Annotated in this window: 23 protein-coding genes and 1 riboswitch; of the genes, 19 read left to right on the forward strand and 4 right to left on the reverse strand. The window is 67.8% G+C overall.

Annotated elements, in window-relative coordinates:
* Nucleotides 1-9: 9 nt before the first annotated feature.
* The 11 genes from hutH to ACJ7Z0_RS16850 all read left to right on the forward strand — a co-directional run bounded on the left by hutH (nt 10) and on the right by ACJ7Z0_RS16850 (nt 12049).
* On the forward strand, nt 10-1560 hold the full coding sequence (gene hutH / locus ACJ7Z0_RS16800) for a histidine ammonia-lyase (RefSeq protein ID WP_434790721.1): 1551 nt from the start codon (nt 10-12) through the stop codon (nt 1558-1560).
* Between the two features lie 32 nt (nt 1561-1592).
* The gene (hutU, locus tag ACJ7Z0_RS16805) at nt 1593-3323 is read left to right on the forward strand and encodes a urocanate hydratase (protein WP_434790722.1); all 1731 of its coding nucleotides are present in this window, start codon (nt 1593-1595) and stop codon (nt 3321-3323) included.
* A 148-nt stretch (nt 3324-3471) separates the two neighbouring features.
* Complete coding sequence (locus ACJ7Z0_RS16810; RefSeq protein WP_434790723.1) at nt 3472-4209, forward strand: IclR family transcriptional regulator; 738 nt, start codon at nt 3472-3474, stop codon at nt 4207-4209.
* A 42-nt stretch (nt 4210-4251) separates the two neighbouring features.
* Nucleotides 4252-4992: a transporter substrate-binding domain-containing protein gene (locus ACJ7Z0_RS16815; RefSeq protein WP_431125930.1), complete on the forward strand. Its 741-nt coding sequence runs from the start codon at nt 4252-4254 to the stop codon at nt 4990-4992.
* Nucleotides 4993-5102: 110 nt separating this feature from the next.
* A complete protein-coding gene (locus ACJ7Z0_RS16820) occupies nt 5103-5771 on the forward strand; it encodes an amino acid ABC transporter permease (RefSeq protein ID WP_124961348.1) in 669 nt (222 codons plus the stop codon).
* Nucleotides 5772-5919: 148 nt separating this feature from the next.
* A complete protein-coding gene (locus tag ACJ7Z0_RS16825) occupies nt 5920-6495 on the forward strand; it encodes a HutD/Ves family protein (RefSeq protein WP_434790724.1) in 576 nt (191 codons plus the stop codon).
* 24 nt (nt 6496-6519) lie between these two features.
* Complete coding sequence (gene hutI / locus ACJ7Z0_RS16830; RefSeq protein WP_434790725.1) at nt 6520-7770, forward strand: imidazolonepropionase; 1251 nt, start codon at nt 6520-6522, stop codon at nt 7768-7770.
* The gene (locus ACJ7Z0_RS16835; RefSeq protein WP_434790726.1) at nt 7767-9152 is read left to right on the forward strand and encodes a formimidoylglutamate deiminase; all 1386 of its coding nucleotides are present in this window, start codon (nt 7767-7769) and stop codon (nt 9150-9152) included. Before hutI ends, ACJ7Z0_RS16835 begins: the two co-directional genes overlap by 4 nt.
* Before the next feature lie 4 nt (nt 9153-9156).
* Nucleotides 9157-9972 carry an N-formylglutamate deformylase gene (hutG, locus tag ACJ7Z0_RS16840; protein WP_434790727.1) on the forward strand — a complete coding sequence of 272 codons (816 nt, stop codon included), beginning with the start codon at nt 9157-9159 and terminating at the stop codon, nt 9970-9972.
* Nucleotides 9973-10021: 49 nt separating this feature from the next.
* Nucleotides 10022-11071 carry a homocysteine S-methyltransferase family protein gene (locus ACJ7Z0_RS16845; protein ID WP_434790728.1) on the forward strand — a complete coding sequence of 350 codons (1050 nt, stop codon included), beginning with the start codon at nt 10022-10024 and terminating at the stop codon, nt 11069-11071.
* 186 nt (nt 11072-11257) lie between these two features.
* Complete coding sequence (locus ACJ7Z0_RS16850) at nt 11258-12049, forward strand: SH3 domain-containing protein (protein ID WP_434790729.1); 792 nt, start codon at nt 11258-11260, stop codon at nt 12047-12049.
* On the opposite strand, the gene ACJ7Z0_RS16855 is transcribed toward ACJ7Z0_RS16850, so the two are convergent.
* Nucleotides 12050-12967 carry a LysR family transcriptional regulator gene (locus ACJ7Z0_RS16855; protein ID WP_434790730.1) on the reverse strand — a complete coding sequence of 306 codons (918 nt, stop codon included), beginning with the start codon at nt 12965-12967 and terminating at the stop codon, nt 12050-12052.
* Nucleotides 12968-13071: 104 nt separating this feature from the next.
* Here ACJ7Z0_RS16855 and ACJ7Z0_RS16860 point away from each other — a divergent pair, with 104 nt between their 5' ends.
* From ACJ7Z0_RS16860 to ACJ7Z0_RS16880, 5 genes are all read left to right on the forward strand, one after another.
* Nucleotides 13072-13527 (forward strand): PACE efflux transporter, encoded by a 456-nt coding sequence (locus tag ACJ7Z0_RS16860; RefSeq protein WP_434790731.1) that lies wholly within the window; start codon nt 13072-13074, stop codon nt 13525-13527.
* A 48-nt stretch (nt 13528-13575) separates the two neighbouring features.
* Nucleotides 13576-13681: riboswitch (S-adenosyl-L-homocysteine riboswitch) on the forward strand.
* A 28-nt stretch (nt 13682-13709) separates the two neighbouring features.
* The gene (metH, locus tag ACJ7Z0_RS16865; protein WP_434790732.1) at nt 13710-16457 is read left to right on the forward strand and encodes a methionine synthase; all 2748 of its coding nucleotides are present in this window, start codon (nt 13710-13712) and stop codon (nt 16455-16457) included.
* A 52-nt stretch (nt 16458-16509) separates the two neighbouring features.
* A complete protein-coding gene (locus ACJ7Z0_RS16870) occupies nt 16510-18339 on the forward strand; it encodes an ArnT family glycosyltransferase (RefSeq protein ID WP_434790733.1) in 1830 nt (609 codons plus the stop codon).
* Complete coding sequence (locus ACJ7Z0_RS16875; protein WP_434790734.1) at nt 18336-19310, forward strand: glycosyltransferase family 2 protein; 975 nt, start codon at nt 18336-18338, stop codon at nt 19308-19310. Before ACJ7Z0_RS16870 ends, ACJ7Z0_RS16875 begins: the two co-directional genes overlap by 4 nt.
* Complete coding sequence (locus ACJ7Z0_RS16880; protein WP_434790735.1) at nt 19307-19690, forward strand: GtrA family protein; 384 nt, start codon at nt 19307-19309, stop codon at nt 19688-19690. Before ACJ7Z0_RS16875 ends, ACJ7Z0_RS16880 begins: the two co-directional genes overlap by 4 nt.
* Nucleotides 19691-19778: 88 nt before the next feature.
* On the opposite strand, the gene ACJ7Z0_RS16885 is transcribed toward ACJ7Z0_RS16880, so the two are convergent.
* The 3 genes from ACJ7Z0_RS16885 to ACJ7Z0_RS16895 all read right to left on the reverse strand — a co-directional run bounded on the left by ACJ7Z0_RS16885 (nt 19779) and on the right by ACJ7Z0_RS16895 (nt 22562).
* Entirely contained in the window at nt 19779-20978 is a 1200-nt protein-coding gene (locus tag ACJ7Z0_RS16885) for an amidohydrolase family protein (RefSeq protein ID WP_434790736.1), read from the reverse strand.
* The gene (locus tag ACJ7Z0_RS16890; protein ID WP_434790737.1) at nt 20933-21688 is read right to left on the reverse strand and encodes a TetR/AcrR family transcriptional regulator; all 756 of its coding nucleotides are present in this window, start codon (nt 21686-21688) and stop codon (nt 20933-20935) included. The genes ACJ7Z0_RS16885 and ACJ7Z0_RS16890 overlap by 46 nt, the downstream gene beginning before the upstream one ends.
* Nucleotides 21689-21788: 100 nt before the next feature.
* A complete protein-coding gene (locus tag ACJ7Z0_RS16895) occupies nt 21789-22562 on the reverse strand; it encodes a ferredoxin--NADP reductase (RefSeq protein ID WP_431125901.1) in 774 nt (257 codons plus the stop codon).
* Between the two features lie 326 nt (nt 22563-22888).
* Between ACJ7Z0_RS16895 and ACJ7Z0_RS16900 the strand changes: the two genes are divergently transcribed.
* The 3 genes from ACJ7Z0_RS16900 to ACJ7Z0_RS16910 are packed head-to-tail and all read left to right on the forward strand — an operon-like array spanning nt 22889 to nt 26073.
* Nucleotides 22889-24505, forward strand: coding sequence for a 6-hydroxynicotinate reductase (locus tag ACJ7Z0_RS16900; RefSeq protein ID WP_434790738.1), 1617 nt, complete (start codon nt 22889-22891; stop codon nt 24503-24505).
* A gap of 3 nt (nt 24506-24508) precedes the next feature.
* On the forward strand, nt 24509-25411 hold the full coding sequence (locus ACJ7Z0_RS16905; RefSeq protein WP_434790739.1) for a UPF0280 family protein: 903 nt from the start codon (nt 24509-24511) through the stop codon (nt 25409-25411).
* A 20-nt stretch (nt 25412-25431) separates the two neighbouring features.
* A complete protein-coding gene (locus ACJ7Z0_RS16910) occupies nt 25432-26073 on the forward strand; it encodes an amino acid synthesis family protein (RefSeq protein ID WP_055806846.1) in 642 nt (213 codons plus the stop codon).
* Nucleotides 26074-26107: the final 34 nt, after the last annotated feature.

Genomic DNA, 26107 nt, shown 5'->3' on the forward strand with positions numbered 1-26107 from the left:
CAGGTTCACATGCCAAGCAATCACACAACCGCCACACTGACCCTCACGCCCGGCAAGGTGGACCTCGCGATGCTGCGCCGCATCCAGGCCGGTGGCGTGCAGCTGGCGCTCGACCCCTCGGTGCAAGATGGCATGGCCCGCGCCGAAGCGGCGGTGCGCCACATCGTCGACAACGACCAGGTGGTGTACGGCATCAACACCGGCTTCGGCAAGCTTGCGAGCACGCGCATCGGCAACGACCATTTGGCCGAGCTGCAGCGCAACCTCGTGCTCTCGCACAGCGTGGGCACCGGCGAGGCGCTGCCCGCGCCCGTCGTGCGCATGGTGCTGGCCACCAAGGCCGTGAGCCTGGCGCGCGGCCACTCGGGCGTGCGGCCCGCGCTGGTCGATGCGCTGCTGGCTTTGTTCAATGCGGGCGTCATGCCGCGCATTCCGTGCAAGGGCTCGGTCGGCGCTTCGGGCGACCTTGCGCCGCTTGCCCACATGGCCTGCGTGCTGATCGGCGAGGGCGAAGCGACCACGGCCGACGGCACGGTGGTCAGCGGCGCCGAGGCCATGCGCCTCGTCGGCCTGGAGCCATTCGTGCTCGGTCCTAAAGAGGGCTTGGCGCTGCTCAACGGCACACAGGTGTCGACCGCGCTCGCGCTCGCAGGGCTGTTCGGCGCCGAGGATGTGTTCGCCTCGGCCTTGATGTCGGGTGCGCTCTCGCTCGAAGCCATCCAGGGTTCGATCAAGCCTTTCGATGCGCGCATTCACGCGGCACGCGGCCAGCCGGGACAGATCGCGGTGGCCGGTGCCGTGCGCACGCTGCTCGAAGGCAGCGAGATCGTGCCGTCGCATGCCGACTGCGGCCGCGTGCAAGACCCATATTCGGTGCGCTGCATCCCGCAGGTGATGGGCGCCTGCCTCGACAACCTCGCGCATGCCGCACGCGTGCTGGTGATCGAAGCCAACGCCGCGTCGGACAACCCGCTGGTGTTCTGCGACACCGGCGAGGTGATTTCGGGCGGCAACTTCCACGCCGAGCCGGTCGCCTTCGCGGCCGACATCATCGCGCTGGCCGTGAGCGAAGTCGGCGCCATCGCCGAGCGCCGCATCGCGCTCCTGCTCGACACCGGCCTCTCGGGACTGCCGCCGTTCCTGGTGCACGACGGTGGCCTCAACTCGGGCTTCATGATCGCGCAGGTCACGGCCGCGGCGCTTGCGTCGGAAAACAAATCGCTCGCGCATCCCGCCAGCGTCGACAGCCTGCCGACCTCGGCCAACCAGGAAGACCATGTGTCGATGGCCACCTTCGCGGCGCGCCGCCTGGGCGACATGGTCAACAACACGGCGGTCGTCGTCGGCATCGAAGCCATGGCCGCCGCGCAGGGCATCGAATTGAAGCGTGGCCTCAAGAGCTCGCCGCTGGTCGAAGCCGAATTCGCCGCCATCCGCCGGAAGGTCGCTTTTCTCGAACGCGACCGCTACCTCGCGCCCGACATCGAAGCCATGCGCCAGTGGGCGCTGAAGGCCGAACTGCCGGCCGCGCTGCTGAACATCCTGCCCAGCCATTCGTAAGAACCGACATCCCGATTGAGGAGAACCACGCCATGAACGCTCCGGAAAAATTCGCCGCCCTGAACAGCCCTGATGCCGCCGATCCGCGCCACGACCCCACGCGCGTGATCCGCGCTCCGCGCGGCAGCACGCTCAACTGCAAGAGCTGGCTCACCGAGGCGCCGTTCCGCATGCTGCAGAACAACCTCGACGCCGAGGTGGCCGAGCGCCCGCAAGACCTCGTGGTGTACGGCGGCATCGGCCGTGCCGCGCGCAACTGGGCCTGCTACGACCAGATCCTTGCGTCGCTGAAGGAACTCAACGACGACGAGACCCTGCTCATTCAATCGGGCAAGCCGGTGGGCGTGTTCAAGACGCACGAGAACGCGCCGCGCGTGCTGCTTGCCAATTCGAACCTCGTACCGAAATGGGCCAACTGGGAGCACTTCAACGAGCTCGACCGCCAGGGCCTCTTCATGTATGGCCAGATGACGGCTGGCAGCTGGATCTACATCGGCAGCCAAGGCATCGTGCAGGGCACCTTCGAGACTTTTGTCGAAGCCGGGCGCCAGCACTACGGCAACAGCCTCGCGGGCAAGTGGATCCTCACGGCCGGCCTTGGCGGCATGGGCGGCGCGCAGCCGCTCGCGGCCACGCTCGCGGGCGCGGTGTCGCTCAACATCGAGTGCCAGCAGACCAGCATCGACTTTCGCCTGCGCACGCGCTATGTCGACAAGCAGGCACGCGACATCGACCATGCGCTCGAACTCATCCAGCAGCACTGCGACGCGAAGGAAGCCGTGTCGATCGCGTTGCTCGGCAATGCAGCCGACATCCTGCCCGAACTCGTGAAGCGCGCGAAGGCCGGCGGCATCAAGCCCGACCTCGTGACCGACCAGACTTCCGCGCACGACCTGATCAACGGCTACCTGCCCTCGGGCTGGACCGTGCCGCAATGGCAGGCCGCGATGAAGGATGCCTCGCAGCACGACGCGCTGAAGGCCGCCGCCGCCAAGTCGTGCGCCGTGCACGTGCAGGCCATGCTCGACTTCCAGGCCATGGGCATTCCCACGGTCGACTACGGCAACAACATCCGCCAGGTCGCTTTCGACGAGGGCGTGAAGAACGCGTTCGACTTTCCGGGCTTCGTGCCGGCCTACATCCGCCCGCTGTTCTGCGAAGGCAAGGGCCCGTTCCGCTGGGTGGCGCTGTCGGGTGACCCCGAAGACATCTACAAGACCGACGCCAAGATCAAGGAGCTGTTCCCCGAGAACACCCACACGCACCGCTGGCTCGACATGGCGCGTGAGCGCATTGCCTTTCAGGGCCTGCCCGCGCGCATCTGCTGGCTCGGCCTGGGCGAGCGCCACATCGCCGGCCTGGCCTTCAACGAGATGGTGAAGAACGGCGAACTCAAGGCGCCGATCGTCATCGGCCGCGACCACTTGGACACCGGCTCGGTCGCCAGCCCCAACCGCGAGACCGAAGCCATGAAGGACGGCACCGATGCCGTCAGCGACTGGCCGCTGCTCAACGCGCTGCTCAACACCGCGGGCGGCGCCACCTGGGTGAGCCTGCACCATGGCGGCGGGGTCGGCATGGGCTACTCGCAGCACTCGGGCGTGGTCATCGTCTGCGACGGCACCGATGCCGCCGCCAAACGCATCGAGCGCGTGCTGTGGAACGACCCGGCCACCGGCGTCATGCGCCATGCCGATGCGGGCTACGACATTGCCGTGGCCACCGCGAAGAAGCAGGGGCTGAATCTGCCGATGGTGCGCTGACTGACTGACCGTCCGCTGAAGCGGTAAGACGAAGGTAGAAAGAAAAAGCGCGCTCATTCCCACTCAGTGGGAATCAAGGCTTGGACGTGGGAACGGCGGGCAAGATACTGCAGGCCGCATCCACTTTCGACACCCGCGATTGCCCCCGATGACGACGCCGACGCCCGAAGCTTCCGCCTACAACGACCGTGCCTTGCTGGTGCTGTCGGTGCTGGCGCAAAGCAAGGTGGCAATGTCGGCGGCGGAGCTGATGCAGGCCACGGGGCTCTCGCAGAGCACGCTGTACCGGCAGATCGCGATGCTGCGGCGCTGGGGCTTCGTGATGGAGTCCGACGGGCGCTATTCGCCCGGCCCGGTGAGCGTGCAGCTCGCGAGCGGCTTCGACGGCAACTCCGACCTCGTGATGGCGGCGCGCGCCGACATGCGCGCGCTCGCACAGCAGAGCCATGAAAGCGTGGCGCTGGTCACAGCCGTGAACGACCGCGTGGTGTGCCTCGAGATGATCGACAGCGAGCAGTCGCTGCGCTGTTCGTTCGACCGGGGCCGCAGCGTGCCGGCGCGCGACGGCGCCAGCGCCAAGTGCCTGCTGGCCCACATGCCGACCGACCAGCGCGATGCCTTGCTCGGCGCCTTCGGCGAAAGCCCCGGGCGGCGCGCCGAACGTGCCGCCGAGCTCGATGCCATCCGCGAAGCCGGCCATGCCGTGACGCATGGCCAGGTCGATGCCGGCGTCTGGGGCGCCAGCGCACCGGTGCTGGCCGCGGGCCGGCGCCTGCGCGGCGCGATCACGCTCATGGCGCCGCTCACGCGCGTCGAAGGCATGGAAGCTGCATTGCTCCACATGACCGTCGTCACGGCGGCCCGCATTTCCCGCGCTCTGCAGTAGGCATCGCTGCACCTTTCTTTTTCAACCCACGAAAGCCTTCGCATGAACACCCGCCGCACCCTCATCGCCGCCGCACTCTCGAGCCTCGCCTTCTTCGGCTTTGCCACCACCGCGCAAGCCCAGGGCGAGCCGCTGCGCGTGGCCACCGATGCCACCTTTCCGCCGATGGAATACGTGGAGAACGGCAAGCGCACGGGCTTCGACGTGGAACTGGTGGAGGCCATCGGCAAGACGCTGGGCCGCAAGATCGAGTGGATCGACATCGACTTCAAGGGCCTCGTGCCGGGCCTTATCTCCAAGCGCTTCGACATGGCCGTGTCGGCCATCTACATCACCGACGAGCGCAAGAAGGTCGTCGACTTCACCGTGCCGTACTATGCGGGCGGCCTGGTCGTGATGGTGAAGGACGGCAACACGGCCATCAAGACGCCGGCCGACATCAACGGCAAGAAGGTCAGCGTGCAGGTGGGCACCAAGTCGGTCGCCTACACCAAGGAAAAATTCCCGCAGGTGCAGCTGATGGAGGTCGAGAAGAACCAGGAGATGTTCAACCTCGTCGACATCGGCCGCGCCGACGCCGCCGTGACCGGCAAGCCCGCGGCCTACCAGTACGTGCGCACGCGCGGCGGCCTCAAGGTCCTGCCGGAGCAGATCACCACCGAGGAATACGGCATGGCCATTCGCAAGGACACGCCCGAACTCACCAAGGCCGTGAATGGCGCCATCGAGAAGCTCAAGGCCGACGGCACCTACGCGCAGATCGTCGCCAAGTGGTTCAAGTAATGTCGGCCCCCCGGCTTTTCACGCGCTGCGCGCGTGTAACTCCACCCCCCATGGGGGAGGCGCGGCCGGCTTGGGGCGGCCCGGCGCTCGGCCGCCGAAGAGGTTGACCCATGGATTTCGACTTCTCGCCGGTCTGGCAGGGCTGGCCTGACCTGCTGCGCGGTGCGCTCGTCACGGTGGAAATCACCGCCTGCGCGCTCGCGCTCGGCTGCGTGCTGGGCCTCTTGGTCGGCATCGGCCGGCTCAACCCGAAGCGGCGCTGGCTCTATGGCGTGTGCACGGCCTACGTGGCGGCGATTCGCGGCACGCCGCTGCTGGTGCAATTGTTCATCCTGTTCTTCGGCCTGCCGCATTTCGGCATCCTGCTGCCGGCCTTCTTGTGCGGTGTGCTGGGGCTGGGCGTTTACTCGGGCGCCTACGTGTCGGAGATCGTGCGCGGCGCGATCCAGTCGATCGACAAGGGCCAGACCATGGCCGCGCAGTCGCTGGGCATGACGCCCGGCACGGCGATGCGCGAGATCGTGCTGCCGCAGGCGGTGGTGCGCATGATTCCGCCGCTGGGCAACGAGTTCATCGCGCTCATCAAGAACTCGGCGCTGGTGTCGCTGCTCACGATCCATGACGTGATGCACGAGGGGCAGAAGATCATCAGCGTGTCGTACCGTTCGCTGGAGGTCTACCTGGCCATTGCGCTCGTGTACTTCGTGCTCACGGGGACGATGACGCTGGTTCTCAGGCACTTCGAGCAGAAGCTGCGGCAGGGCGGGTTGATGCGATGAGCGGCGCCGCTGCGTTTGAATTTCTCCCTCCCCTCCCGGGGGAGGGTCGGGGTGGGGGCACGACGGCCTCGAGCCTTGCTCGGCGCTCATTGGACGCTGCCCCCATCCCAGCCTTCCCCCAGAGGGGGAAGGAGCAAGAGGATCTCTCATGAACCACGTGCATCGCTTCTCGCGTGCCGCGCTGCCGGCCACCCCCTGGAAGAACGGCGGCGGCACCACGCAGGAAATCGTCAGCTGGCCCCGAGGCGCGGGGCTCGAAAGCTTCGGCTGGCGCGCGAGCATTGCGACCATCGCGGCGGCCGGCCCGTTCTCGGTGTTCGCGGGCGTCGACCGCAGCATCATGCTGCTAGAAGGCGACGGCGTGCGGCTCTACACGCAAGACGGGCGAGTGGACCACGCGCTCGACGTGCCGCATCGGCCGTTCGCGTTCAGCGGCGACGACGCGATCGACTGTGCGCTGCTGGGCGGCGCATCGTCGAACGACTTCAACATCATGACGCGGCGCGGCGAATGGCGCGCCGACGTGCGGGTGCTCGCGCACGCATCGGCCATCGAGCCCGCGCCGCACGGCGTGCTGCTTGCGCTTCGCGGCGCATGGCGGCTGAACGGCGAGGCCTGCGCCGAGGGTGAAGGCCTCTGCTGGACCGACGGCGCGCAGGCGTGGCAGGCCGTGCCCGAGGGTGAAGGCGCTCGGCTGGCTGCGGTTCGCATCGTGCCGGCGTAAGCTGTGGAAACCGGAAAACGAACCATGACATCCGCACACTCATTTCCATCGGCCGACGGCCTCTGGACCGGCCTGCGCCTGGCGCCCGGTGCCGCGCCCGACGCCGCATTGCCAGCCGATGCCGAAGCCGCGATCGCGGTCACGGAGGGCGCGATCCGCTGGGTCGGCGCCCGCAATGCGCTGCCCGCCGAGTTCGCTTCTCTCGCGCCGCACGACGGCGGCGGCGCGCTCGTCACGCCGGGCCTGGTCGATTGCCACACGCACCTGGTCTACGGCGGTCAGCGCGCCAACGAGTTCGCGATGCGGCTTGCCGGCGCCACCTACGAAGAAGTGGCAAAAGCCGGCGGCGGCATCGTCTCGTCGGTGCGCGCCACGCGTGAAGCCGACGAAGACACGCTCTTCAGAGAGGCCGCGCCGCGCCTCGAACAGCTGCTGGCCGATGGCGTGTGCGCCATCGAGATCAAGTCGGGCTACGGCCTTTCGCTCGAACACGAACGCAAGCAGCTGCGCGTGGCGCGGCGCCTGGGCAAGGCCTATGGCGTCACCGAGCGCACCACCTTCCTCGGCGCGCATGCGCTGCCACCCGAATACGCGGGCCGCAGCGGCGACTACATCGACCTCGTCTGCAACCAGATGCTGCCCGCGCTCGCGGCCGAAGGGCTGGTCGATGCAGTGGACGTGTTCTGCGAACGCATCGCCTTTTCGCTCGAGGAAACCGAGCAGGTCTTCAAGGCCGCGAAGTCGCTCGGCCTGCCGGTCAAGCTGCATGCGGAGCAGCTTTCCGACATGGGCGGCGCCGCGCTGGCCGCGCGCTACGGCGCGCTCTCGTGCGACCACATCGAGCACCTGTCGGCCGAAGGCATCGAGGCCATGCGCCAGTCGGGCACCGTGGCCGTGCTGCTGCCCGGCGCCTACTACACGCTGCGCGACACGCACCTGCCGCCCATCGAGGCGCTGCGCGCCGCCGGCGTGCCGATGGCCGTGTCGACCGATCACAACCCCGGCACCTCGCCGGCGCTGAGCCTGCTCTTGATGATGAACATGGCGTGCACGCTGTTCCGCCTCACCGTGCCCGAGGCGCTGGCCGGCGTCACGGTGCATGCGGCGCGCGCGCTGGGCCTGTCCTCCACGCATGGCGTGATCGCCGAAGGCATGCCCGCCAACTTCGTGCTCTGGAATGTGCGCGATGCGGCCGAGCTCGCCTACTGGTTCGGCCAGCGGCCCGTGCGCAGCGTCGTGCGGCGGGGCCGCATCGCCGTCGGAGCCGCCGAATGACGCAAACGCTTTTCGCGGCCGATGCATTGCTGCCCGATGGCTGGGCGAAGAACGTCCTGCTGTCTTGGAACGACGCTGGCCAGCTCACGCAGGTGCAGTCCGCGGTGCAGCCTGCCGCCGGCGCGCAAGCGGCGAACGGCCCCGTGATTCCCGGCATGCCCAACCTGCATTCGCACGCTTTCCAGCGCGCCTTTGCGGGCCTCACGGAACATCGCGCGGAGCAGCAAGACAGTTTCTGGAGCTGGCGCACGCTGATGTACCGCTTTGCCGCACGCCTCGGCCCGCAGCACATGGAGGCCATCGCCACCTGGCTCTATGCCGAGATGCTCGAGGCGGGCTACACCAGCGTGTGCGAGTTCCAGTACGTGCACCACGATGCCGACGGCCGCCCCTATGCCGACGATGCGACCTTGAGCCTCGCGCTGCTGCGCGCCGCGCAAAATGTGGGCATCGGCTTCACGCTGCTGCCCGTGCTCTACCAGACCAGCGGCTTCGGCGGCCTGCCGCCGAATGAAGGGCAGCGCCGCTTCATCCGCTCGACCGATTCGATGCTGCGCCTGCTCGACACGCTGAAGCCCGCGTGCGATGCGGCGGGCGCGCGGCTCGGCCTGGCGCCGCACTCGCTGCGCGCCGTGCCGCCCGATGCGCTGCGCGAGGCTGTCGCGGGGCTTGAAGCCATCGACCGCAGCGCGCCCATTCACATCCACATTGCCGAGCAGACCAAGGAAGTCGACGACTGCGTGGCCTGGAGCGGGCAGCGTCCGGTGGCCTGGCTGCTGGACCACGCGCCGGTCGATGCGCGCTGGTGCCTGGTGCATGCCACGCACATGGATGCGGCCGAATACGCACGCGGCGCGAAGAGCGGCGCGGTCGCCGGCCTGTGCCCGACCACTGAAGCGAATCTTGGCGACGGCATCTTCGATTTCCCGGCATGGCGCCACCATGGCGGGGCCTGGGGCGTGGGGTCCGACAGCCATGCCACGGTCAACGCGGCGGAAGAGTTGCTGATGCTCGAATACAGCCAGCGCCTGGGCAAGCGGCAGCGCAACGTCGGCGCCAGCGCGGCAGAGCCGCACGTGGCCACCGCGCTCACGCTCGAAGCGGTGCGCGGCGGCGCGCAGGCATCGGGCCGGGCCATCGGCGGCCTGGCCGCGGGGCAGCAGGCCGACTTCGTCGTGCTCGATGCCGCGCAGCTTGCGCTGCAGGGCCTCGGCGCGCCCGACATGCTGTCGTCGCACGTCTTCGCCAGCCACCGCACGTCGGCCATCGATGCGGTCTGGGTGTCCGGCCGGCCGCGCGTCGCGGCGGGCCGCCACGCATTGCACCAAGAGGCCGCCGCCGCTTTCGTCGCCGCGCGCAGCCAGCTTCTTCTGGAAAATTGAGCCCATGAGTTTCACCACCACCGAACCTGCATTCCGCTTTCGCCAGGGCACCCGTCCCTTGCTGATCTCGATGCCGCATGTCGGCACCCATGTGCCGCCCGCGCTCGCCGCCCGCTTCACGGAAGAGGCGCGCCACGTGCCCGACACCGACTGGCACCTCGAGCGGCTCTACGACTTTGCCGACGAACTCGGCGCCTCGGTGCTCGTTGCCACGCATTCGCGCTACGTGATCGACCTGAACCGCCCGCCGGACGGCGCGAGCCTCTACCCGGGCCAGAGCGTCACCGGCCTGTGCCCGGTCGACACTTTCGACGACACGCCCGTCTACGCATCCAGCGACGACCTGCCGAACGACGCAGAAGTCGCCGCGCGACGCGACGCGATCTGGCGGCCCTACCACCAGCAGCTGCAGGCCGAACTCGACCGCCTGAAGGCCGCGCACGGCACCATCGCGCTGTGGGACGCGCACTCGATCCGCTCGGTGCTGCCGCGCTTCTTCGAGGGCAAGCTGCCCGACCTGAACCTGGGCACCGGCAACGGCACGAGCTGCGACCCGGCGCTGGCTGCCACGCTGCTCAGCATTGCCGAATCGGCCGCTGGCTACACCGGCGTGCTCAACGGCCGCTTCAAGGGCGGCCACATCACGCGCCAGTACGGCAACCCCCCCGCCGGCGTGCATGCGGTGCAGCTGGAGATGACGCAGTCGAGCTACATGCAGGAGACGCTGCCCTTCGACTACCTGCCTGATGTGGCGGCCGGCGTGCAGCCGCATGTGCGGCGCATGATCGAAGCGGTGCTGGCCTTCGTCGAAAGCCGTTAAAGCACCGACGGCGGCCAGGGACAGCACCCGCTTCCTACAATCAGGGGCTATGAAGCCCGTCATCTACACCCGCGGCCAGGCACTCGCCGGCATCCTCGAAAAGCGCATCGCCATCCTCGACGGTGCGATGGGCACGATGATCCAGCGCTTCAAGCTCACCGAAGAGCAGTACCGCGGCGAGCGCTTCAAGGACTTCGAGCGCGACGTGAAGGGCAACAACGAGCTGCTGTCGCTCACGCGGCCCGACGTGATCCGCGACATCCACGAGGGCTACCTCGCAGCCGGCGCAGACCTGATCGAGACCAACACCTTCGGCGCGACCACCATCGCGCAGGAGGACTACAAGATGGCGCATCTTGCGCGCGAGATGAACCTCGAATCGGCCAAGCTCGCACGCGCGGCCTGCGACAAGTTCAGCACGCCGGACAAGCCGCGCTTCGTGGCCGGCGCCCTGGGCCCGACGCCCAAGACCGCGAGCATCAGCCCCGACGTGAACGACCCGGGTGCGCGCAACGTCGATTTCGAGCAGCTGCGCGCGGCCTACTACGACCAGACCGAGGCGCTGGTCGAAGGCGGTGCCGACGTGATCCTGGTCGAGACGATCTTCGACACGCTCAACGCCAAGGCCGCGCTGTTCGCGGTGGACGAGTATTTCGACAACAGCGGCCAGCGCCTGCCGCTGATCATCAGCGGCACCGTGACCGACGCGTCCGGCCGCATCCTGAGCGGCCAGACAGTGACCGCCTTCTGGCACAGCGTGCGCCATGCGCAGCCGCTGGCCATTGGCCTTAACTGCGCGCTGGGCGCGGCGCTGATGCGCCCGTACATCCAGGAGCTGGCGAAGGTGGCGGGCGACACCTTCATCAGCTGCTACCCGAACGCCGGCCTGCCCAATCCGATGAGCGAGACCGGCTTCGACGAGACGCCCGACGTCACCTCGCGGCTGCTGCACGAGTTCGCGGCCGAAGGGCTGGTGAACATCGTCGGTGGCTGCTGCGGCACCACGCCGGACCACATCGCGGCCATCGGCAAGGCCGTGGCGCCGGTGCCGGGACGGCTGTTGAACAGCAACGCTCGCTTCTACCGCGAAGCAGCGTAACTGGCTCGCCCCCAGTCTTCGCGCACTTCGTGTCGCTACGCCAACCCCCTGCCGGGGGCAACACCAGCGGCCCGGCGGAGCCGGTTCCGCGGTGTTTCACGAAGGGGACACTGGCGCTGTCGCGCCCTCGGCTGATTGACGGCATTCGGGCTGCCGCCTAGGCTGGCTGCGCAAAGGAAGCCCATCATGAACAACAAACTCCCCATGCGCTGGATCGGCATCGGCGCCATCGCCTTGGCCTTGCCGCTTGCGGCCTCGGCGCAGCAGGCCCTCACGCGCGGCGCCGTCAACCTGCGGGCCGGCCCCTCTGGCGACTATCCGCTGGTGGCGCGGCTGGCGCCGGGCCAGCCGCTCGACGTGATCGGCTGCACCGGGGGCTACAGCTGGTGCGACGTGGTGCTGCCCGACGGCGGACGTGGCTGGGTCTGGGCCAGGAGCCTCGACTACGCCTACCAGGAGCGGCGCGTACCGCTGGCGACCTATGGCGCGGTGATCGGCGTGCCGATCGTGACCTTCGTGATCGGCAGCTACTGGGCGGACTACTACCGCGACCGGCCCTGGTATGGCGAAAGGCGCTGGTGGGGCGGCCGGCCGCCGCCTCCGCCGGTGCCCGGTTGGCAGCCGCCGCCGCCCGTGCGTCCGGCCTGGCAGCCCAAGCCGTGGCCGGGACCGGGCTTCAAACCCCAGCCGGCGCCCGGCGTCCGGCCGCAACCCGGTCCCGGCTACCGCGCGCCGCATCCGGGCCCAGGCTACCGTCCGCCTGCGGACCCCGGCTTCAAGCCGCCCCGGCCCCAGCCGGCAATCCGGCCCGGACCACCGCCCGGCCAACCGCAAATGCATCAGGGCGGCGGGCGGCCTGATGGCGGCGGAGGCGGGCGCAAGCAGCGCGGCGATGAAGGCGGCGGCAAGGGTGGCGGCCATGGGGGAGGCCACGGTGGCGGCGGAGGCAAGGGCGGCGGCCACGGCCATCGCGACTAGCTAACCAGGAGCCGCAAGGCCCGCCGCGGCCTGGCGATCGCGCGCAATCAGCGCCACGAAGCGCTGCGCCCCCAGGCCCAGCGGCCGCTCCCGCGACCACACCACGTCGACCCACAGGTCCAGCCCGTTGCTGAGGTTCTCGAACGGGATCTCGACCAGCGCGCCGGCGGCCACGTGGGGCTTGGCAAAGTTGCGCGGCAGCCAGCCCCAGCCCAGGCCGGCGGTGATCAGGCTCAGCGCGGCCAGCGCGTTGTCGGTGCGCCAGACATGGCGCGCGAACACGAAGCGCGGGTCGCTCGTCGCAAGGTCGCGCCCTGCCACCACGATCTGCCGGGTGTTCGTGAGGTGCTCTTCGCGCAGGCGCTCGCCGGCGGCCGCCAGCAGCACGGGGTGGTTGGGCGCCATCACGGCCACCATGGTGTCGCTGCCCACTTCCTGGAAACCTTCGCGGCCGTCGAGGCTCGGGCGCTCGAACACCAGCGCCAGCTGCGCGCGGCCGCTGTGCAGCAGCGCCAGCGCATCGGCCTGGGGGGCGGCCAGCACCTCGACCTGCAGCAGCGGATATTCCTCGGCCAATGCGGCCAGCGGTCCGCTCCAGGGTGCGGCCAGCAGCTCGGGCGCAATCGCCAGCGTGAGGCGGTTTTCGAGCCCCTGGGTAAGCGCCAGGGCCTGAACCTGCAATTGCTTGAGCTGGGCCGCCAGGAGCCGCGCCTGCGGCTCCAGCGAACGGGCGGCGGCGGTCGGCTGCGGCTCGCGGCCACTGCGGTCGAACAGGGGCAGGGCCAGTTCGGCCTCGAGGTTGGCAATGGCCATGCTCACGGCCGACGGCACCTTGCGCAGCGCGCGCGCCGCGGCCGAAAAGGAGCCGTGGTCGATCACGGCCAGGAAGACTTCGACGTTGTCGCTGGAGAAGGCCATGAGCGCCCAATCTATCAATAAAACTGAAACAAGTTAACTTTTTATATCAGTAAACAGCAAATAAAGTCCAGCCATTGCCTTTTGAACCGCCGGAGAACAGAGCCATGCAGGGGTTTCAGCGTCGAGTCGTTTACATCACCCTTTACGAAGGGATCGCCATCGTGGCCGCCAGTGCCGGCCTGGCGCTGATGACGGACGCCGGGCTCGGGCATTCCGGTGTGCTGGCGGTGGCCGCCTCGGTCATCGCGGTGATCTGGAACCTAGTTTTCAATGCCTTGTTCGAGCGCTGGGAGTCGCGCCAGGCGGTGGGCGGGCGCAGCGTGCGCCGGCGCGTTGCGCATGCCATCGGCTTCGAGGGCGGGCTGATCGCCTTCCTGGTGCCGCTCTTTGCCTGGGGCTTGGGCGTGTCGCTCTGGCAGGCGCTGGTGATGGACCTGGGACTGGTGGTGTTCTTCCTGGTCTACACCTTCGTCTTCAACTGGGCCTTCGACCGGGTGTTCGGGCTGCCGGCTTCGGCCGCGCCCCGGAGGCCAGCGTCCGTGGCCGGGCAGGGGGCCTGAACATCCCTCAGGGCCGCGGCCCTTGCCGCAGCCGGTAAAATTGCGCTCCCTTCCAAGGAGCGTTGCAGCGGCGGCCCAAGTCAACAGGCCCGCCGTCAGGCTTGGAAGGCGCCCCGTCCGCCGGGGCGCAAGCCGCAAACGACGCTCACCTGACGTTTTTTCCTGCACAGGTGAGCCCCCCAATGAGCGATGTTCCCACGCCCTCCGTTCCACCGATGAAGCTGTCCGGCCTCGAGCCGGTGGCCATCGATGCCGGATCGCTGTTCGTCAACATCGGCGAGCGCACCAACGTCACCGGTTCCAAGGCTTTCGCGCGAATGATCCTGAACGGCCAGTTCGAAGAGGCCCTGGCCGTGGCGCGCCAGCAGGTCGAGAACGGCGCGCAGGTGATCGACATCAACATGGACGAGGCCATGCTCGACAGCAAGGCCGCGATGGTCCGCTTCCTGAACCTGATTGCGAGCGAGCCCGACATCGCGCGCGTGCCGGTGATGGTCGACAGCTCCAAGTGGGAGGTCATCGAGGCGGGCCTGCGCTGCATCCAGGGCAAGGGCATCGTCAACTCCATCTCCATGAAGGAGGGGGTCGACAAGTTCAAGCACGAGGCCAAGCTCGTGAGGCGCTATGGCGCCGCCGCGGTGGTCATGGCCTTCGACGAGAAGGGCCAGGCCGACACCTACGAGCGCAAGATCGAGATCTGCGAGCGGGCCTACCGCATCCTGGTGGACGAGGTGGGCTTTCCGCCCGAGGACATCATCTTCGACCCCAACATCTTCGCGATTGCCACCGGCATCGAGGAGCACGACAACTACGCGGTCGACTTCATCAACGCGGTGCGCTGGATCAAGCAGAACCTGCCGGGCGCCAAGGTGTCGGGCGGCGTGAGCAACGTGAGCTTCAGCTTCCGCGGCAACGACCCGGTGCGCGAAGCCATCCACACCGTGTTTCTGTACCACGCGATCAAGGCGGGCATGGACATGGGCATCGTCAACGCCGGCATGGTCGGCGTGTATGACGACCTCGAGCCGACCCTGCGCGAGCGCGTCGAAGACGTGGTGCTCAACCGCCGCTCCGATGCTGGCGAGCGCCTCGTCGAAGTGGCCGAAACCGCCAAGAGCGGCGCCAAGGACGACAGCAAGAAGCTCGAATGGCGCGGCACGCCGGAGCATCCGGTGCACGTCAACCAGCGCCTGTCGCACGCCATGGTGCACGGCATCACCGACTTCATCGTCGAAGACACCGAAGAGGCCTACCAGCAGATCCTTGCCAAGGGCGGCCGTCCGCTGCACGTGATCGAAGGACCGCTGATGGACGGCATGAACATCGTGGGCGACCTGTTCGGCCAGGGCAAGATGTTCCTGCCGCAGGTGGTGAAGTCGGCGCGCGTGATGAAGTCGGCCGTGGCCCACCTCATTCCCTACATCGAGGAAGAAAAGCGCCAGGACGAGGCCGCGGGCCGCGACGTGCGCACCAAGGGCAAGATCATCATCGCCACCGTGAAGGGCGACGTGCACGACATCGGCAAGAACATCGTCACCGTGGTGCTCCAGTGCAACAACTTCGAAGTGGTGAACATGGGCGTGATGGTCCCGTGCCACGAGATCCTCGCCCGGGCGAAGGTCGAGGGCGCGGACATCGTGGGCCTCTCGGGCCTCATCACGCCGAGCCTGGAAGAAATGCAGTACGTGGCCGGCGAGATGCAGAAGGACGACCACTTCCGCATCAAGAAGATTCCGCTCCTGATCGGCGGCGCCACCACCAGCCGCGTGCACACCGCCGTGAAGATTGCGCCGCACTACGAAGGCCCGGTGGTCTACGTGCCCGATGCTTCCCGCAGCGTGAGCGTGGCGCAGTCGCTGCTGTCGGAGCAGGCCACCGCGTACATCGACGAGATCAACGCCGACTACGAGAAGGTGCGCACGCAGCACGCCAACAAGAAGCAGGTGCCGATGTGGCCGCTGGCCAAGGTGCGCGCCAACAAGACGCCGATCGACTGGACAAACTACACGCCGCCCGTGCCCAAGTTCATCGGCCGCCGCGTGTTCAAGAACTTCGATTTGACCGAGCTCGCCAAGTACATCGACTGGGGCCCCTTCTTCCAGACCTGGGACCTCGCGGGCCCGTTCCCAGCCATCCTGAAGGACGAGGTCGTCGGCACCGAGGCCGTGCGCGTGTATGCAGACGGCCAGCGCATGCTCAAGCGCCTGATCGAAGGCCGCTGGCTCAGCGCCAGCGGCATCGTCGGCTTCTGGCCCGCCAACACGGTGAACGACGACGACATCGAGCTCTACACCGACGAGACGCGCAGCGAGGTCGCCATGACCTGGTACGGCATGCGCCAGCAGACCGAGAAGCAGGTGATCGACGGCGTGATGCGGCCCAGCCGCTGCCTCGCCGATTTCGTCGCGCCGAAGGACAGCGGGCTGAAAGACTACGTGGGCGTGTTCGCGGTCACGGCGGGACTGGGGGTCGAGAAGAAGGAGAAGTACTTCATCGACGACCTCGACGACTACTCCGCCATCATGCTCAAGGCCCTGGCCGACCGGCTGGCCGAGGCCTTTGCCGAGTCGCTGCACCACCGCGCGCGCACCGACCTCTGGGGCTATGCGCCGGAAGAGGGCCTGAGCAACGAGGAGATGATTGCCGAGAAATACCGCGGCATCCGCCCCGCGCCCGGCTACCCCGCCTGCCCCGACCACAGCGTGAAGCGCCCGATGTTCGACCTTCTGGGTTGCGCGGACATTGGCATGACGCTGACCGAAAGCCTCGCTATGATGCCCGCCGCCAGCGTGAGCGGCTTCTACCTGAGCCATCCCGAGTCGACGTACTTCAATGTCGGCAAGATCGGGCACGATCAATTGCAGGACCAGGCGGCGCGGCGCAAGGAGAGCGAATCCGACCTCGAGCGCCTGCTGGCGCCGAATCTTTGAACCTGCCGGCCGGCATGGCCGACCGGCGCCGGGAGTTGTTATTCAGAAGTTGATGTTTGCCGCCGCGCACTACGCGGCATTGGCTGTCTTTGTCCTTGCCTGCTGGGGTTTCGGGCGCGCGCTGCTGGCGCGCCTTTCGCCGCCGACCCGGCGTGACGCCTGGCTCGAAGCGGCGATGGCCGCGACCCTGGGCGTCGGCCTCTTCATCTGCGCCTTCCAGGTGCTGGCGATCTTCGGCGCGTTCAAGACCGGTGCGACGGTGGCGCTGATCGTTGCCGGCGTGGTGGCCGCCGCCCTGCAGTTGCGGCCCTGGTGGCGCGACGTCCGCACGGTTCGCGCTCTGGCCGTGGCGCCCGCCGCGCCATGGACCCGCGCCGACAAGATCGCGGCCATCGCGCTGGGCCTGGTGGCGCTGCCCGCGCTGGTTGCGCCGCTCGCGCCACCCGCCGCCTTCGACGAGCTGATGTACCACCTGCCCTATGCGCGACAGGTGGCGCAGCAGGGCTCCCTGGGCATCCACGAGTGGCTGCGCTACCCCTGGTTTCCGTACAACTACAACCTGCTCTATGCCGCCGCGCTGCAGGTGGGCGACGACGTGCTGCCGCATTTTCTCAATGCGCTGGCGGGTGTGCTTTCGTCGGTCATGGTCTTGCGCCTCGGCATCAAGAACACCAACCGGCTCACGGCCTTGATCGGCACGGCCATCTGGATCGGCATCGGCGACTATTCGAATGCGCTGATCGACATGGGCGTGGCGCTCTTCGTGCTCGGCGCCTGCGTGGCGCTGTGGTGGTGGCGCGAATCGCAGCCGGTGCAGGGCGGCATGCGCTGGCTCGGCCTGGCGGCGTTCTGCCTCGGCGTGGCCGCGGGTTCGAAGTACCAGGCACTCACCTTTTTGCCGCTGGTGGCGCTGTTCGTCGTCTGGCATGAGCGCCGGCCCAAGGCCTGGGCGCTGGCGCTCCTCTGCTTTCTGGTTCCGTGCGTGTACTGGTACGCGCGCAACGCGGTCATGACCGGCGATCCGTTCAACCCGATCGGTGCGCGCGTGTTCGGTTTCACGGAGTGGATTCCGGCCGACTACGTGCAGCAGGTGGCCGACGTGCGCGACCATGCGGCGCGACCCAACGCGCTGATCTGGGCCGTGTTTTTGGCGCCCTTCAGCGTGCTGTGGAAGCGCTCGGCCGCCGTGCGCGCGGCGGGCTGGTTCTGCTTCTATTCGGTGGCCGTGTGGCTTCTGACCTCGCGCTACCCGCGCTATCTCACGGCGTCGTTTCCGCTGCTCGCGCTGATGGCGGCCATCGGCTGGCAAGTGCTGTTCGGCTGGGTCGCCACCGGCGTGCGCCGCGTGTTCGGTGGCAAGGGTGCAGCAGCGGCCGCGGTCGATGCAGGCGCCGAGGCACCTGCCGCCGCAGCACCTGCCGGGCGCCTGGGCCTTGCCGGCGACTGGATCGTCGTGCTGCTGGTGGCCGCCCTGGCCGCGGTGTCGCTGAAGCAGACCGCCGTCAAGGTGGCGATGATTTCGCCCACGCCCGAATCGCGCGAAGCCTTCTTGCGCCAGCACGTGCCAGGCTATGCCGCCATGGACTATCTGCGCCAGCATGCCAACGGGCGCGTCTACCAAATTGCGCTGAACGAGGCGATCTATTACGGCCCCAATCCGATCTGGGGCGACACGCTCGGCCCGTGGCGCTACCGCGATTTCCTGCTGCTGCCTCCGGGCGACATGGCGGTCAAGCTCGCACAGCGGGGTTTCACGGCCATCGTCATGCCCACGTCGATGGTGCCCACGCTCGCCACCCGGCCTGGCTTCGACCAGCATTTCGCCCTGCTGTACGAAAAAGACGGCGGCCGGGCCTATCGCATTCTTTCGACCGCACCATGACCGACGACAACCAATCCGCCGCAGCCCGTGCACCCCTGCGCATCGCAGCGGTGATCCCCTGCTACAACGAGGCGCTGTCGATCGCGCAGGTGGTCGCGCAATTCCGCGCGGCGCTGCCGGAGGCCGAGATCCACGTCTTCGACAACAACTCGAGCGACGACACCGCCGCCATCGCGCGCGCAAGCGGCGCATTCGTGACGCACGTGGCGGCGGCCGGCAAGGGCAACGTCGTGCGGCGCATGTTCGCCGACGTCGAGGCCGACGTGTACGTCACGGTCGACGGCGATGCCACCTACGACGTGGCCAGTGCACCGCGGCTGGTGGAAACGCTGGTGCAGGGCAACCTCGACATGGTAGTGGGCTGCCGCGTCGACGACGGGCGGAACGCGCTCACCTACCGCGCCGGCCACCGCTTCGGCAACCGGATGCTCACCGGCGCCGTGGCGCAGCTTTTTGGCGGCGGCCTGACCGACATGCTGTCGGGCTACCGCGTGTTTTCGCGCCGCTATGCCAAGTCGTTTCCGGCCCTCTCGCACGGCTTCGAGATCGAGACCGAGCTCACGGTGCACGCGCTCGAGCTGCGCATGCCCCATGCCGAGCTCGACACCGCCTACAGCACGCGGCCCGAGGGTTCGCACAGCAAGCTCTCGACCTACCGCGACGGCTGGCGCATCCTGCGGACCATCTGCAAGCTGTTCATCAGCGAGCGGCCGCTGCAGTTCTTCACGATCCTTGCGGCGCTGCTCGCGGTGGGCGCGATCGCGCTGGTCATTCCGCTGCTGATCACCTACCTGCACACCGGCCTGGTGCCCCGGCTCCCCACGGCGGTGCTGGCGACCGGCGCCATGCTGGCCGCGATGCTGTCGATGGTCTGCGGCGTCGTGATGCACGCCATCCGGCTCGGCCGCCGCGAGGCCAAGCGGCTGCGCTACCTCGCGATTCCCGGCGTGCGCCACTTCGCCGGCAAATGAAGCTTGGCCGTCAGTTCCTGTCGTTCGCGGTGGTGGGCGCGATCGGCTTCGTGGTCGACGTGGCCGTGCTGTACCTGATGGCGCCGCTGCTGGGCTGGTACGGGGCGCGGGTGCTGTCGTTTCTTGCGGCGGCAACGGCCACGTGGGCGTTGAACCGGCGCTACACCTTCCGGCGTTCCGAAGCTTCGGTGCTGCGCGAGTACCTCGGCTATCTGGTGACGATGCTGGGCGGTGCAGTCGTCAACTACGGCGCGTATGTGCTCGTGCTGCATTGGTTCACGGGGCCCTGGGCGCCCGCGGCCGGCGTGGCGCTGGGCAGTTGCGCGGGGCTGGTCGTGAACTTCCTGTCGGCGCGCTACCTGGTGTTTCGGGCGCGGTAGATGTGGCATGCGGCGGCGCTGCATGTGCGCCGCTGGCCCTCACCCTAACCCTCTCCCGGAGGGAGAGGGGACAACGCGGGGAGCTCGTTCAGTGCGCGGCCGACACCACCACCGGAATTTCGGTCGCCGGCGGCGTGTTGCGGCTGCGGCCGCAGCGCACGATGCCGTCGATCATCACCATGCCCACGCCCGGAATGTCGCCGAGCTGCACGCTCTCCAGCAGGCCTGGCGCGGGCGAATGCTGCGCACGGTCCATGAAGACGAAGTCGGCGTCGCGGCCCACCTCGATCAGCCCGCAGTTGAGCTTGCGGATCTTCGCGGTGTTGCCGGTGGCAAAGCAGAACACCAGCTCCGCCGGGATGTTGGCGATGGACGACAGCATGGCCACCATGCGCAGGATGCCCAGCGGCTGCACGCCCGAGCCGGCCGGGCCGTCGGTGCCGAGGATCACGCGGTGCGGGCACTTGAGTTCGAGCGCGGCCTTGGCTGCCGCGATGGCGACCTTCTCGTTGCCGTTGTGCACGATCTCGATGGCGCGCGAGCTCTTCTCGCACAGCTCGCACACATGCGCCTCGGGCAGCGAAGTGTGGCCGCCGTTGATGTGGCCGATGATGTCGGCGTCGGCTTCCAGCACCACGTCCTTGTCGATCAGGCCGGAGCCCGGAATCGAAGGCCCACCGGTGTGGATGGTGCTCTGGATGCCGTACTTGCGCGCCCAGGCGACCATTTCCTTGGCTTCGTAGCCGGCCTTCACCGAGCCCAGGCCCACTTCGCCGAGCAGGCCCACGCCGGCTTCGGCGAGTTCCTTGAAGTCGCTCTCGACCATGCCCTTCTCGATGACCGGTGCGCCCGCCAGCACCTTCACGCCGCCGGGGCGGAAGTTGTCGAACGCGCGCTGCGCGGTGATGGCCAACGCCTTCAGGCCCACGATGTCCTTCGGCCGGCCCGGCAGGTGCACTTCGCCCGCGGAAATCATGGTGGTCACGCCGCCGTGCATGGTGGAGTCGATCCAGCCGATCTGGCCCTGGCGCGGCGTCCAGTCGCCGAACACCGGGTGCACGTGGCTGTCGATCAGGCCCGGCGCCACGCAGGTCTGCTTCGCGTCGATGACGGTCTTCGCGCCTTCGAGGTCGCAGTCTTTTTCCTTGCCGACCGCAACGATCAGGCCGTCGTTCACCACGATGGTGTCGGCGTCGAGGATGGGCTTGTCGATGTTGCCCGAGAGCAAGAGCCCGATGTTCTTTATGACGACTTTGCCCGACTTGCCGCCGGCTGCGATTTCTGCCATTTCGTGTGGTCCTGGTCGTGGGGGAGGGTGTTGTTGTCTTGCGGCTCGTCTGCGCGCACGGTGCGCAGCACGGTCTCGATCACGAAGTCTTCCCAGTGCGTGATCGCCTCGGGCGATTCCAGCGGCTCGCCGAGAAAGGCCGTGAGCGTGTGCCGGTTCGAGGTGTAGAAGTAGCCGGTGGACGCAATCAGCAGGTAGATGTCGCGCGCGATCAGTTCGCGGCGGAACAGGCCCTGCGCCGCGCCGCTCGCCAGGATCTCGGCAATGATGGCCACCGCCCGCGACGAGTATTCACGCGCCCGCAGCGACTTGGAGATGTGGCGGCCCTTGTGCAGGTTCTCGGTGTTCAGGAGCGTGACGAACTCGGGGTTCTTGCGGTAGTAGCCCAGCACGAAGCGGATGACCTCGGTGAGCGCCTCCACGGGCCGCGAGGCGTCGAGCGCAATGGCGGCCTCGGCGTCGTCCATGCGCTTGTAGATGCCTTCGAGCACCGCGATGAAGAGGCCTTCCTTGCTGCCGAAGTAGTAGTAGATCATCCGGTCGTACGACTTGGCCGCCTTGGAGATCTTCTCCACGCTGCCGCCGTCGTAGCCGTACTTGGCGAACACCTTGGTCGCCGACTTCAGGATGCTGTCGCGCGTGGCCTGCGCCGCGGCCTCGCGCACGCCGGTGCGGCGCTGGGGCTTGGTTGCAGCAGGCTTGCGTTCCATTACCGGCGGTCGCCGCCGGGCCGCCCCAAGGCGGACCGCGCCTCCCCCTCGGGGGGTGGAGTTACACGAGCGAAGCGAGTGAAAAGCCGGGGGGCGAACATTACTTTTCCGCGAACGCGCGTTCGACCACGAAATCGCCTGGCGTGCTCGTGTTGCCTTCCTTGAAGCCGCGCCCTTCGAGGATGTGCTTCAGGTCCACCAGCAGGCCGGGGCTGCCGCACAGCATCACGCGGTCTTCCACCGGGTTGATCGGAGGCAGGCCGAGGTCGTCCGTGAGCTTGTTGGTCGAGATCAGGTCGGTGATGCGGCCCTGGTTGCGGAACTCCTCGCGCGTGACCGTCGGGTAGTAGAGCAGCTGCTTCTCGACCATCTCGCCGAGGAATTCGTGCTTGGGCAGGTGGTCGGTCACGAGGTCGTGATAGGCCAGCTCGTCGACCTGGCGCACGCCGTGCACCAGGATGACCTGCTCGAACTTCTCGTAGGTGTCCGGGTCGCGGATGATGCTCATGAACGGTGCGAGCCCCGTGCCCGTGCCGAACAGGTACAGGCGCTTGCCCGGCAGCGTGTAGTCGATCAGCAGCGTGCCGGTGGGCTTGCGGCCCACGATGATGGTGTCGCCTACCTGGATGTGTTGCAGCTTCGAGGTGAGCGGGCCTTCTTCCACCTTGATGCTCAGGAACTCGAGATGCTCCTCGTAGTTCGGGCTCACGATGCTGTAGGCGCGCAACAGGGGCTTGTTGTTGACCTTCAGGCCGATCATCGTGAAATGACCGTTGGAGAAGCGCAGCGCCGGGTCGCGCGTGGTGGTGAAGGTGAACAGGCGGTCGGTCCAGTGGTGGACGCTCAGGACGCGTTCTTCGCTGAATGCACTCATACGGAACTCAAGAGTTGGTTGAACAGTGGGAAGCTGGCTGGGCCGAAATGCACGCCCCTGGGGCACGAGCCTTCGGACGGCTGCGAACCCTCCATTGTCGTTGGTCGGAAAAACCCCCGATGGATACCGCGAGAAAACACCATTGCAAGCATCGGGCCTGTTTGCTACATTGACCGCGAATGTAGTGAACGCAACATGAAAGTGTAGGGAATGCTACACAAACGGAAGGCGGTGCACAAGCGGGCAGACGGCACGTTTGTTGCAACCCTTCGCAGACCGAGATTCCCGACGCCGACCCGCAACCACACGCCCACGAGACCGCCCCGATGACAGAACACACCAAGACAGACGGACTGCCCGGCATGGACATGCCGCTGGTTGCAGATGCCGGCGGCAGCGCCTTCGGCAAGGCGCCGCCGCGCAACGAGCGCATGAGCACCGCCAAGGTCGAGTGCAACGCCTGTCCGGTGCTGTGCCAGATCTCCGACGGCCGCACCGGTGCCTGCGACCGCTATGCCAACAGGGAGGGCGTGCTGGTGCGCGTCGATCCCGTGATCCTGCTGCGCCGCGAGATTGCGAGCGAGGCCCCGGTGCTGGTGCCCTTCGACCGGCCGGCCGCGGAGAAGGCCGAAGCCGGCGCGCCCGACTGGAGCGGCGACCTGCTGCACGCCGACGAAGTCTTCGTGACCGGCGTGGGCTCGTCCACCACCTACCCCGACTACAAGCCGGCCCCATTCATCGTGGCGTCGAAAGCCCAGGGCGTCGACATGGTCACCGTCGTCACCGAAGGCATCTTCAGCTACTGCAGCTTCAAGGTGAAGATCGACACCGACCGCTTCCTCGGCTCCGAGCAGGCCAACGTGCGCTACCGCGGCGAAGTGGTCGGCCACGTCACCACGGCCGAGTACGGCTCGCAGATGCTCTCGCTCGGCGGCGTGCACCACCTCACCGGTGGCAGCAAGAAGGAAGGCCGCATGACGGCCGAGCTGATGCAGCTCCTGGGCAACAAGAAGGCGGTGGAGTGCACCATCGACGGCGGCTCCACCCTCGTCATCCAGGCCGGCAAGGCACCCATCGTCAATGGCGTGGAAGAGCAGCGCATGCGCGTGGGCTGCGGCTCGGCGGCGGTGGGCATCTTCGCGCGCCAGTTCGCGGGCGTGGCCGACGAAGTGGTGGTGGTCGACGACCACATCACCGGCGTGCTCACCGAGCACCAGGCCGGGCGCTGCCTCGACATGGCACCTTCGGGCATCCAGATGCTGGGGCGCAAGTCCACGCCGGGGCGCTACTTCCAGGTGGCGAACCCGGGCAACGGCTGGGGCGGCACCGACATCGCCGATCCGCTCTCGATCATCGAGGGCTGGGAAGAAGGCGTGGCGCGCCCCGGCCTGCGCCTCCTGATGACATCGACCACCGGCGAGCACGCGCAGTGGTATGTGCTCGATGACGCATTGAAGCCCGTGGAGCAACCTATGCCCGCCGAAGTGCGCCGCATCGTCGAGCGCATCGGCGAGAACTGCGAACCGTCACTGTGCACCGTGCTGTTCCTCGGCGGTGCGGGCGGGTCCTTGCGCGCCGGCGTGACCGAAAACCCCGTGCTGCTGACGCGCGCCATCAAGCGCGCGCTCGTCAACGTGACCTGCGGCGGCGCGCCGGCCTATGTGTGGCCCGGCGGCGGCATCACCGTGATGGCCGACGTCATGCGCATGCCCGACAACAGCTTTGGCACCGTGCCCACGCCGGCCATCGTGGCGCCCATCGAGTTCAGCATGCGGCGCGATGACTACGAGGCGCTCGGCGGCCACATGGAACACGTCTTCTCGCTCGAGCAGGCGCTTGCGCGCGGCGCGTGGCAGGAAGACGGCGCTCCCTTGGCGCGCCAGTGGGTCGTCATGGACGATGCCAATCCGTGGCCGCTCGGCCACCCACCCATGCTGGGCTGAACCATGACCGCCCAACGCGCCGCGCTCGACAAGAACCGCTGGCACTTCAACCACGGCCCGATCGACATCGTGGCCGAGGCGCATGGCGACCCGTACGCCGTTGCCGCCGCGCACGACGCGGCATGGGCGCGCTTCGGCCATGTGCTGGTCGAACTGGTGCGAGAGTTGCCGCTGCTGCGCCTGCCCGCCAGCGACAACATGCGCCCGCGCGGCGTTGTCGGCCGGCGCATGTGGGACGCCTGCGCCGCGTTTTCGCCGATGTTCATCACGCCCATGGCGGCCGTGGCCGGTTCGGTGGCGCAGGAGCTGATCGCGTTCTACGATCGCCCCGGCATCGAGCGCGCCTGGATCAACAACGGCGGTGACATTGCGCTGCACCTCGCGCCGGGGCAGTCGGCGCGCGTGGGTGTCTATGCCGACCTGGCGCGCTTCGACTGGCAGGGCACCGGCATTCTCACGACCGACGGCCAGTTCGAAATCAGGGCCGAGCAGCCGGTGCGCGGCGTTGCCACCAGCGGCTGGCGCGGCCGCAGTTTCTCGCTTGGCATTGCCGACAGCGTGACCGTGCTCGCAGCCACCGCGGCAGCAGCCGACGCCGCCGCCACGGTGATTGCCAATGCCGTTGACGTGGACGATGCTGCCATCCAGCGGCGCCCGGCCAGCGAGTGCAAGGACGACAGCGACCTGGGCGACATCCTGGTCACGGTCGACGTGCCGTCGCTGGCACCTTCGCAGGTGAAAAGCGCGCTCGACACCGGCGCCGTTTGCGCCAAGGTGCTGCAGAAAGGGGGGCTCGTCTGGGCTGCCTTGCTCGTTTGCCAGGGTCAGTGGCGACTTGTTGAACCCTTATGCTCGAAGGCGCTGCCAAAATCGCCATCCGGTGCAGTTGGTTCAGTATTTGCTTAACGAAAGCAAGGTTCTTTTTCATGATCGATATACGTCGCGTCTTCACCCATGTCGAGCACATCCACCACGAGTTCGGGCCGCGCGCCAAGACTCCGCTGGTGCGCGGTGCCATCGGCGCGGTGCTGACCAATCCGTTCGCGGGCCGCTATGAACCCGACATCCTGCCGATGATGGCGCTGCTCGACCCCGTGGGCGTCGACATGGCGCACAAGCTGCACGCCGCCATGGACGTGCCGCTCGAGCAGATCGCCACCTACGGCAAGGGCGCCATCGTGGGCGCCGCCGGCGAGCTCGAGCATGGCGCGCTCTGGCATGTGCCCGGCGGTTACGCCATGCGCGAACTGCTCGGTTGGAAGGGCGACCGCGCGGCCTACACCGCGGGCAAGGCCGAGGAAAAAACCGGCCAGCCCGGCAATGCGCTGTCCATCGTGCCCTCGACCAAGAAGGTCGGGCCGCCCGGCGCCGCGCTCGACGTGCCGCTCACCAACATCAACGCCAGCTACGTGCGCGGCCAGTTCGACGCCATCGAAGTGCGGGTGCCCGGCGCACCAGCAGCCGACGAGATCGTCTTCATCCTGGCGATGAGCACGGGCTACCGCATCCATGACCGCGTCGGCGGTCTTCGCGCCGAAAACATCAGCAAGTGGGACGGCCTGCGCTGAGCCGCCCGCACCGAGACAAGAAGGAATACAAGAC

Source organism: Variovorax palleresanus (assembly GCF_051144945.1).
Classification (GTDB): Bacteria; Pseudomonadota; Gammaproteobacteria; order Burkholderiales; family Burkholderiaceae_C; genus Variovorax; species Variovorax paradoxus_S.

Excerpts from the sequence above, each read along its gene's own strand:
- hutH (WP_434790721.1), top strand. The coding sequence starts at position 10 with ATGCCAAGCAATCACACAACCGCCACACTGACCCTCACGCCCGGCAAG.
- hutU (WP_434790722.1), top strand. The coding sequence starts at position 1,593 with ATGAACGCTCCGGAAAAATTCGCCGCCCTGAACAGCCCTGATGCCGCC.
- ACJ7Z0_RS16810 (WP_434790723.1), top strand. The coding sequence starts at position 3,472 with ATGACGACGCCGACGCCCGAAGCTTCCGCCTACAACGACCGTGCCTTG.
- ACJ7Z0_RS16815 (WP_431125930.1), top strand. The coding sequence starts at position 4,252 with ATGAACACCCGCCGCACCCTCATCGCCGCCGCACTCTCGAGCCTCGCC.
- ACJ7Z0_RS16820 (WP_124961348.1), top strand. The coding sequence starts at position 5,103 with ATGGATTTCGACTTCTCGCCGGTCTGGCAGGGCTGGCCTGACCTGCTG.
- ACJ7Z0_RS16825 (WP_434790724.1), top strand. The coding sequence starts at position 5,920 with ATGAACCACGTGCATCGCTTCTCGCGTGCCGCGCTGCCGGCCACCCCC.
- hutI (WP_434790725.1), top strand. The coding sequence starts at position 6,520 with ATGACATCCGCACACTCATTTCCATCGGCCGACGGCCTCTGGACCGGC.
- ACJ7Z0_RS16835 (WP_434790726.1), top strand. The coding sequence starts at position 7,767 with ATGACGCAAACGCTTTTCGCGGCCGATGCATTGCTGCCCGATGGCTGG.
- hutG (WP_434790727.1), top strand. The coding sequence starts at position 9,157 with ATGAGTTTCACCACCACCGAACCTGCATTCCGCTTTCGCCAGGGCACC.
- ACJ7Z0_RS16845 (WP_434790728.1), top strand. The coding sequence starts at position 10,022 with ATGAAGCCCGTCATCTACACCCGCGGCCAGGCACTCGCCGGCATCCTC.
- ACJ7Z0_RS16850 (WP_434790729.1), top strand. The coding sequence starts at position 11,258 with ATGAACAACAAACTCCCCATGCGCTGGATCGGCATCGGCGCCATCGCC.
- ACJ7Z0_RS16855 (WP_434790730.1), bottom strand. The coding sequence starts at position 12,967 with ATGGCCTTCTCCAGCGACAACGTCGAAGTCTTCCTGGCCGTGATCGAC.
- ACJ7Z0_RS16860 (WP_434790731.1), top strand. The coding sequence starts at position 13,072 with ATGCAGGGGTTTCAGCGTCGAGTCGTTTACATCACCCTTTACGAAGGG.
- metH (WP_434790732.1), top strand. The coding sequence starts at position 13,710 with ATGAGCGATGTTCCCACGCCCTCCGTTCCACCGATGAAGCTGTCCGGC.
- ACJ7Z0_RS16870 (WP_434790733.1), top strand. The coding sequence starts at position 16,510 with ATGTTTGCCGCCGCGCACTACGCGGCATTGGCTGTCTTTGTCCTTGCC.
- ACJ7Z0_RS16875 (WP_434790734.1), top strand. The coding sequence starts at position 18,336 with ATGACCGACGACAACCAATCCGCCGCAGCCCGTGCACCCCTGCGCATC.
- ACJ7Z0_RS16880 (WP_434790735.1), top strand. The coding sequence starts at position 19,307 with ATGAAGCTTGGCCGTCAGTTCCTGTCGTTCGCGGTGGTGGGCGCGATC.
- ACJ7Z0_RS16885 (WP_434790736.1), bottom strand. The coding sequence starts at position 20,978 with ATGGCAGAAATCGCAGCCGGCGGCAAGTCGGGCAAAGTCGTCATAAAG.
- ACJ7Z0_RS16890 (WP_434790737.1), bottom strand. The coding sequence starts at position 21,688 with ATGGAACGCAAGCCTGCTGCAACCAAGCCCCAGCGCCGCACCGGCGTG.
- ACJ7Z0_RS16895 (WP_431125901.1), bottom strand. The coding sequence starts at position 22,562 with ATGAGTGCATTCAGCGAAGAACGCGTCCTGAGCGTCCACCACTGGACC.
- ACJ7Z0_RS16900 (WP_434790738.1), top strand. The coding sequence starts at position 22,889 with ATGACAGAACACACCAAGACAGACGGACTGCCCGGCATGGACATGCCG.
- ACJ7Z0_RS16905 (WP_434790739.1), top strand. The coding sequence starts at position 24,509 with ATGACCGCCCAACGCGCCGCGCTCGACAAGAACCGCTGGCACTTCAAC.
- ACJ7Z0_RS16910 (WP_055806846.1), top strand. The coding sequence starts at position 25,432 with ATGATCGATATACGTCGCGTCTTCACCCATGTCGAGCACATCCACCAC.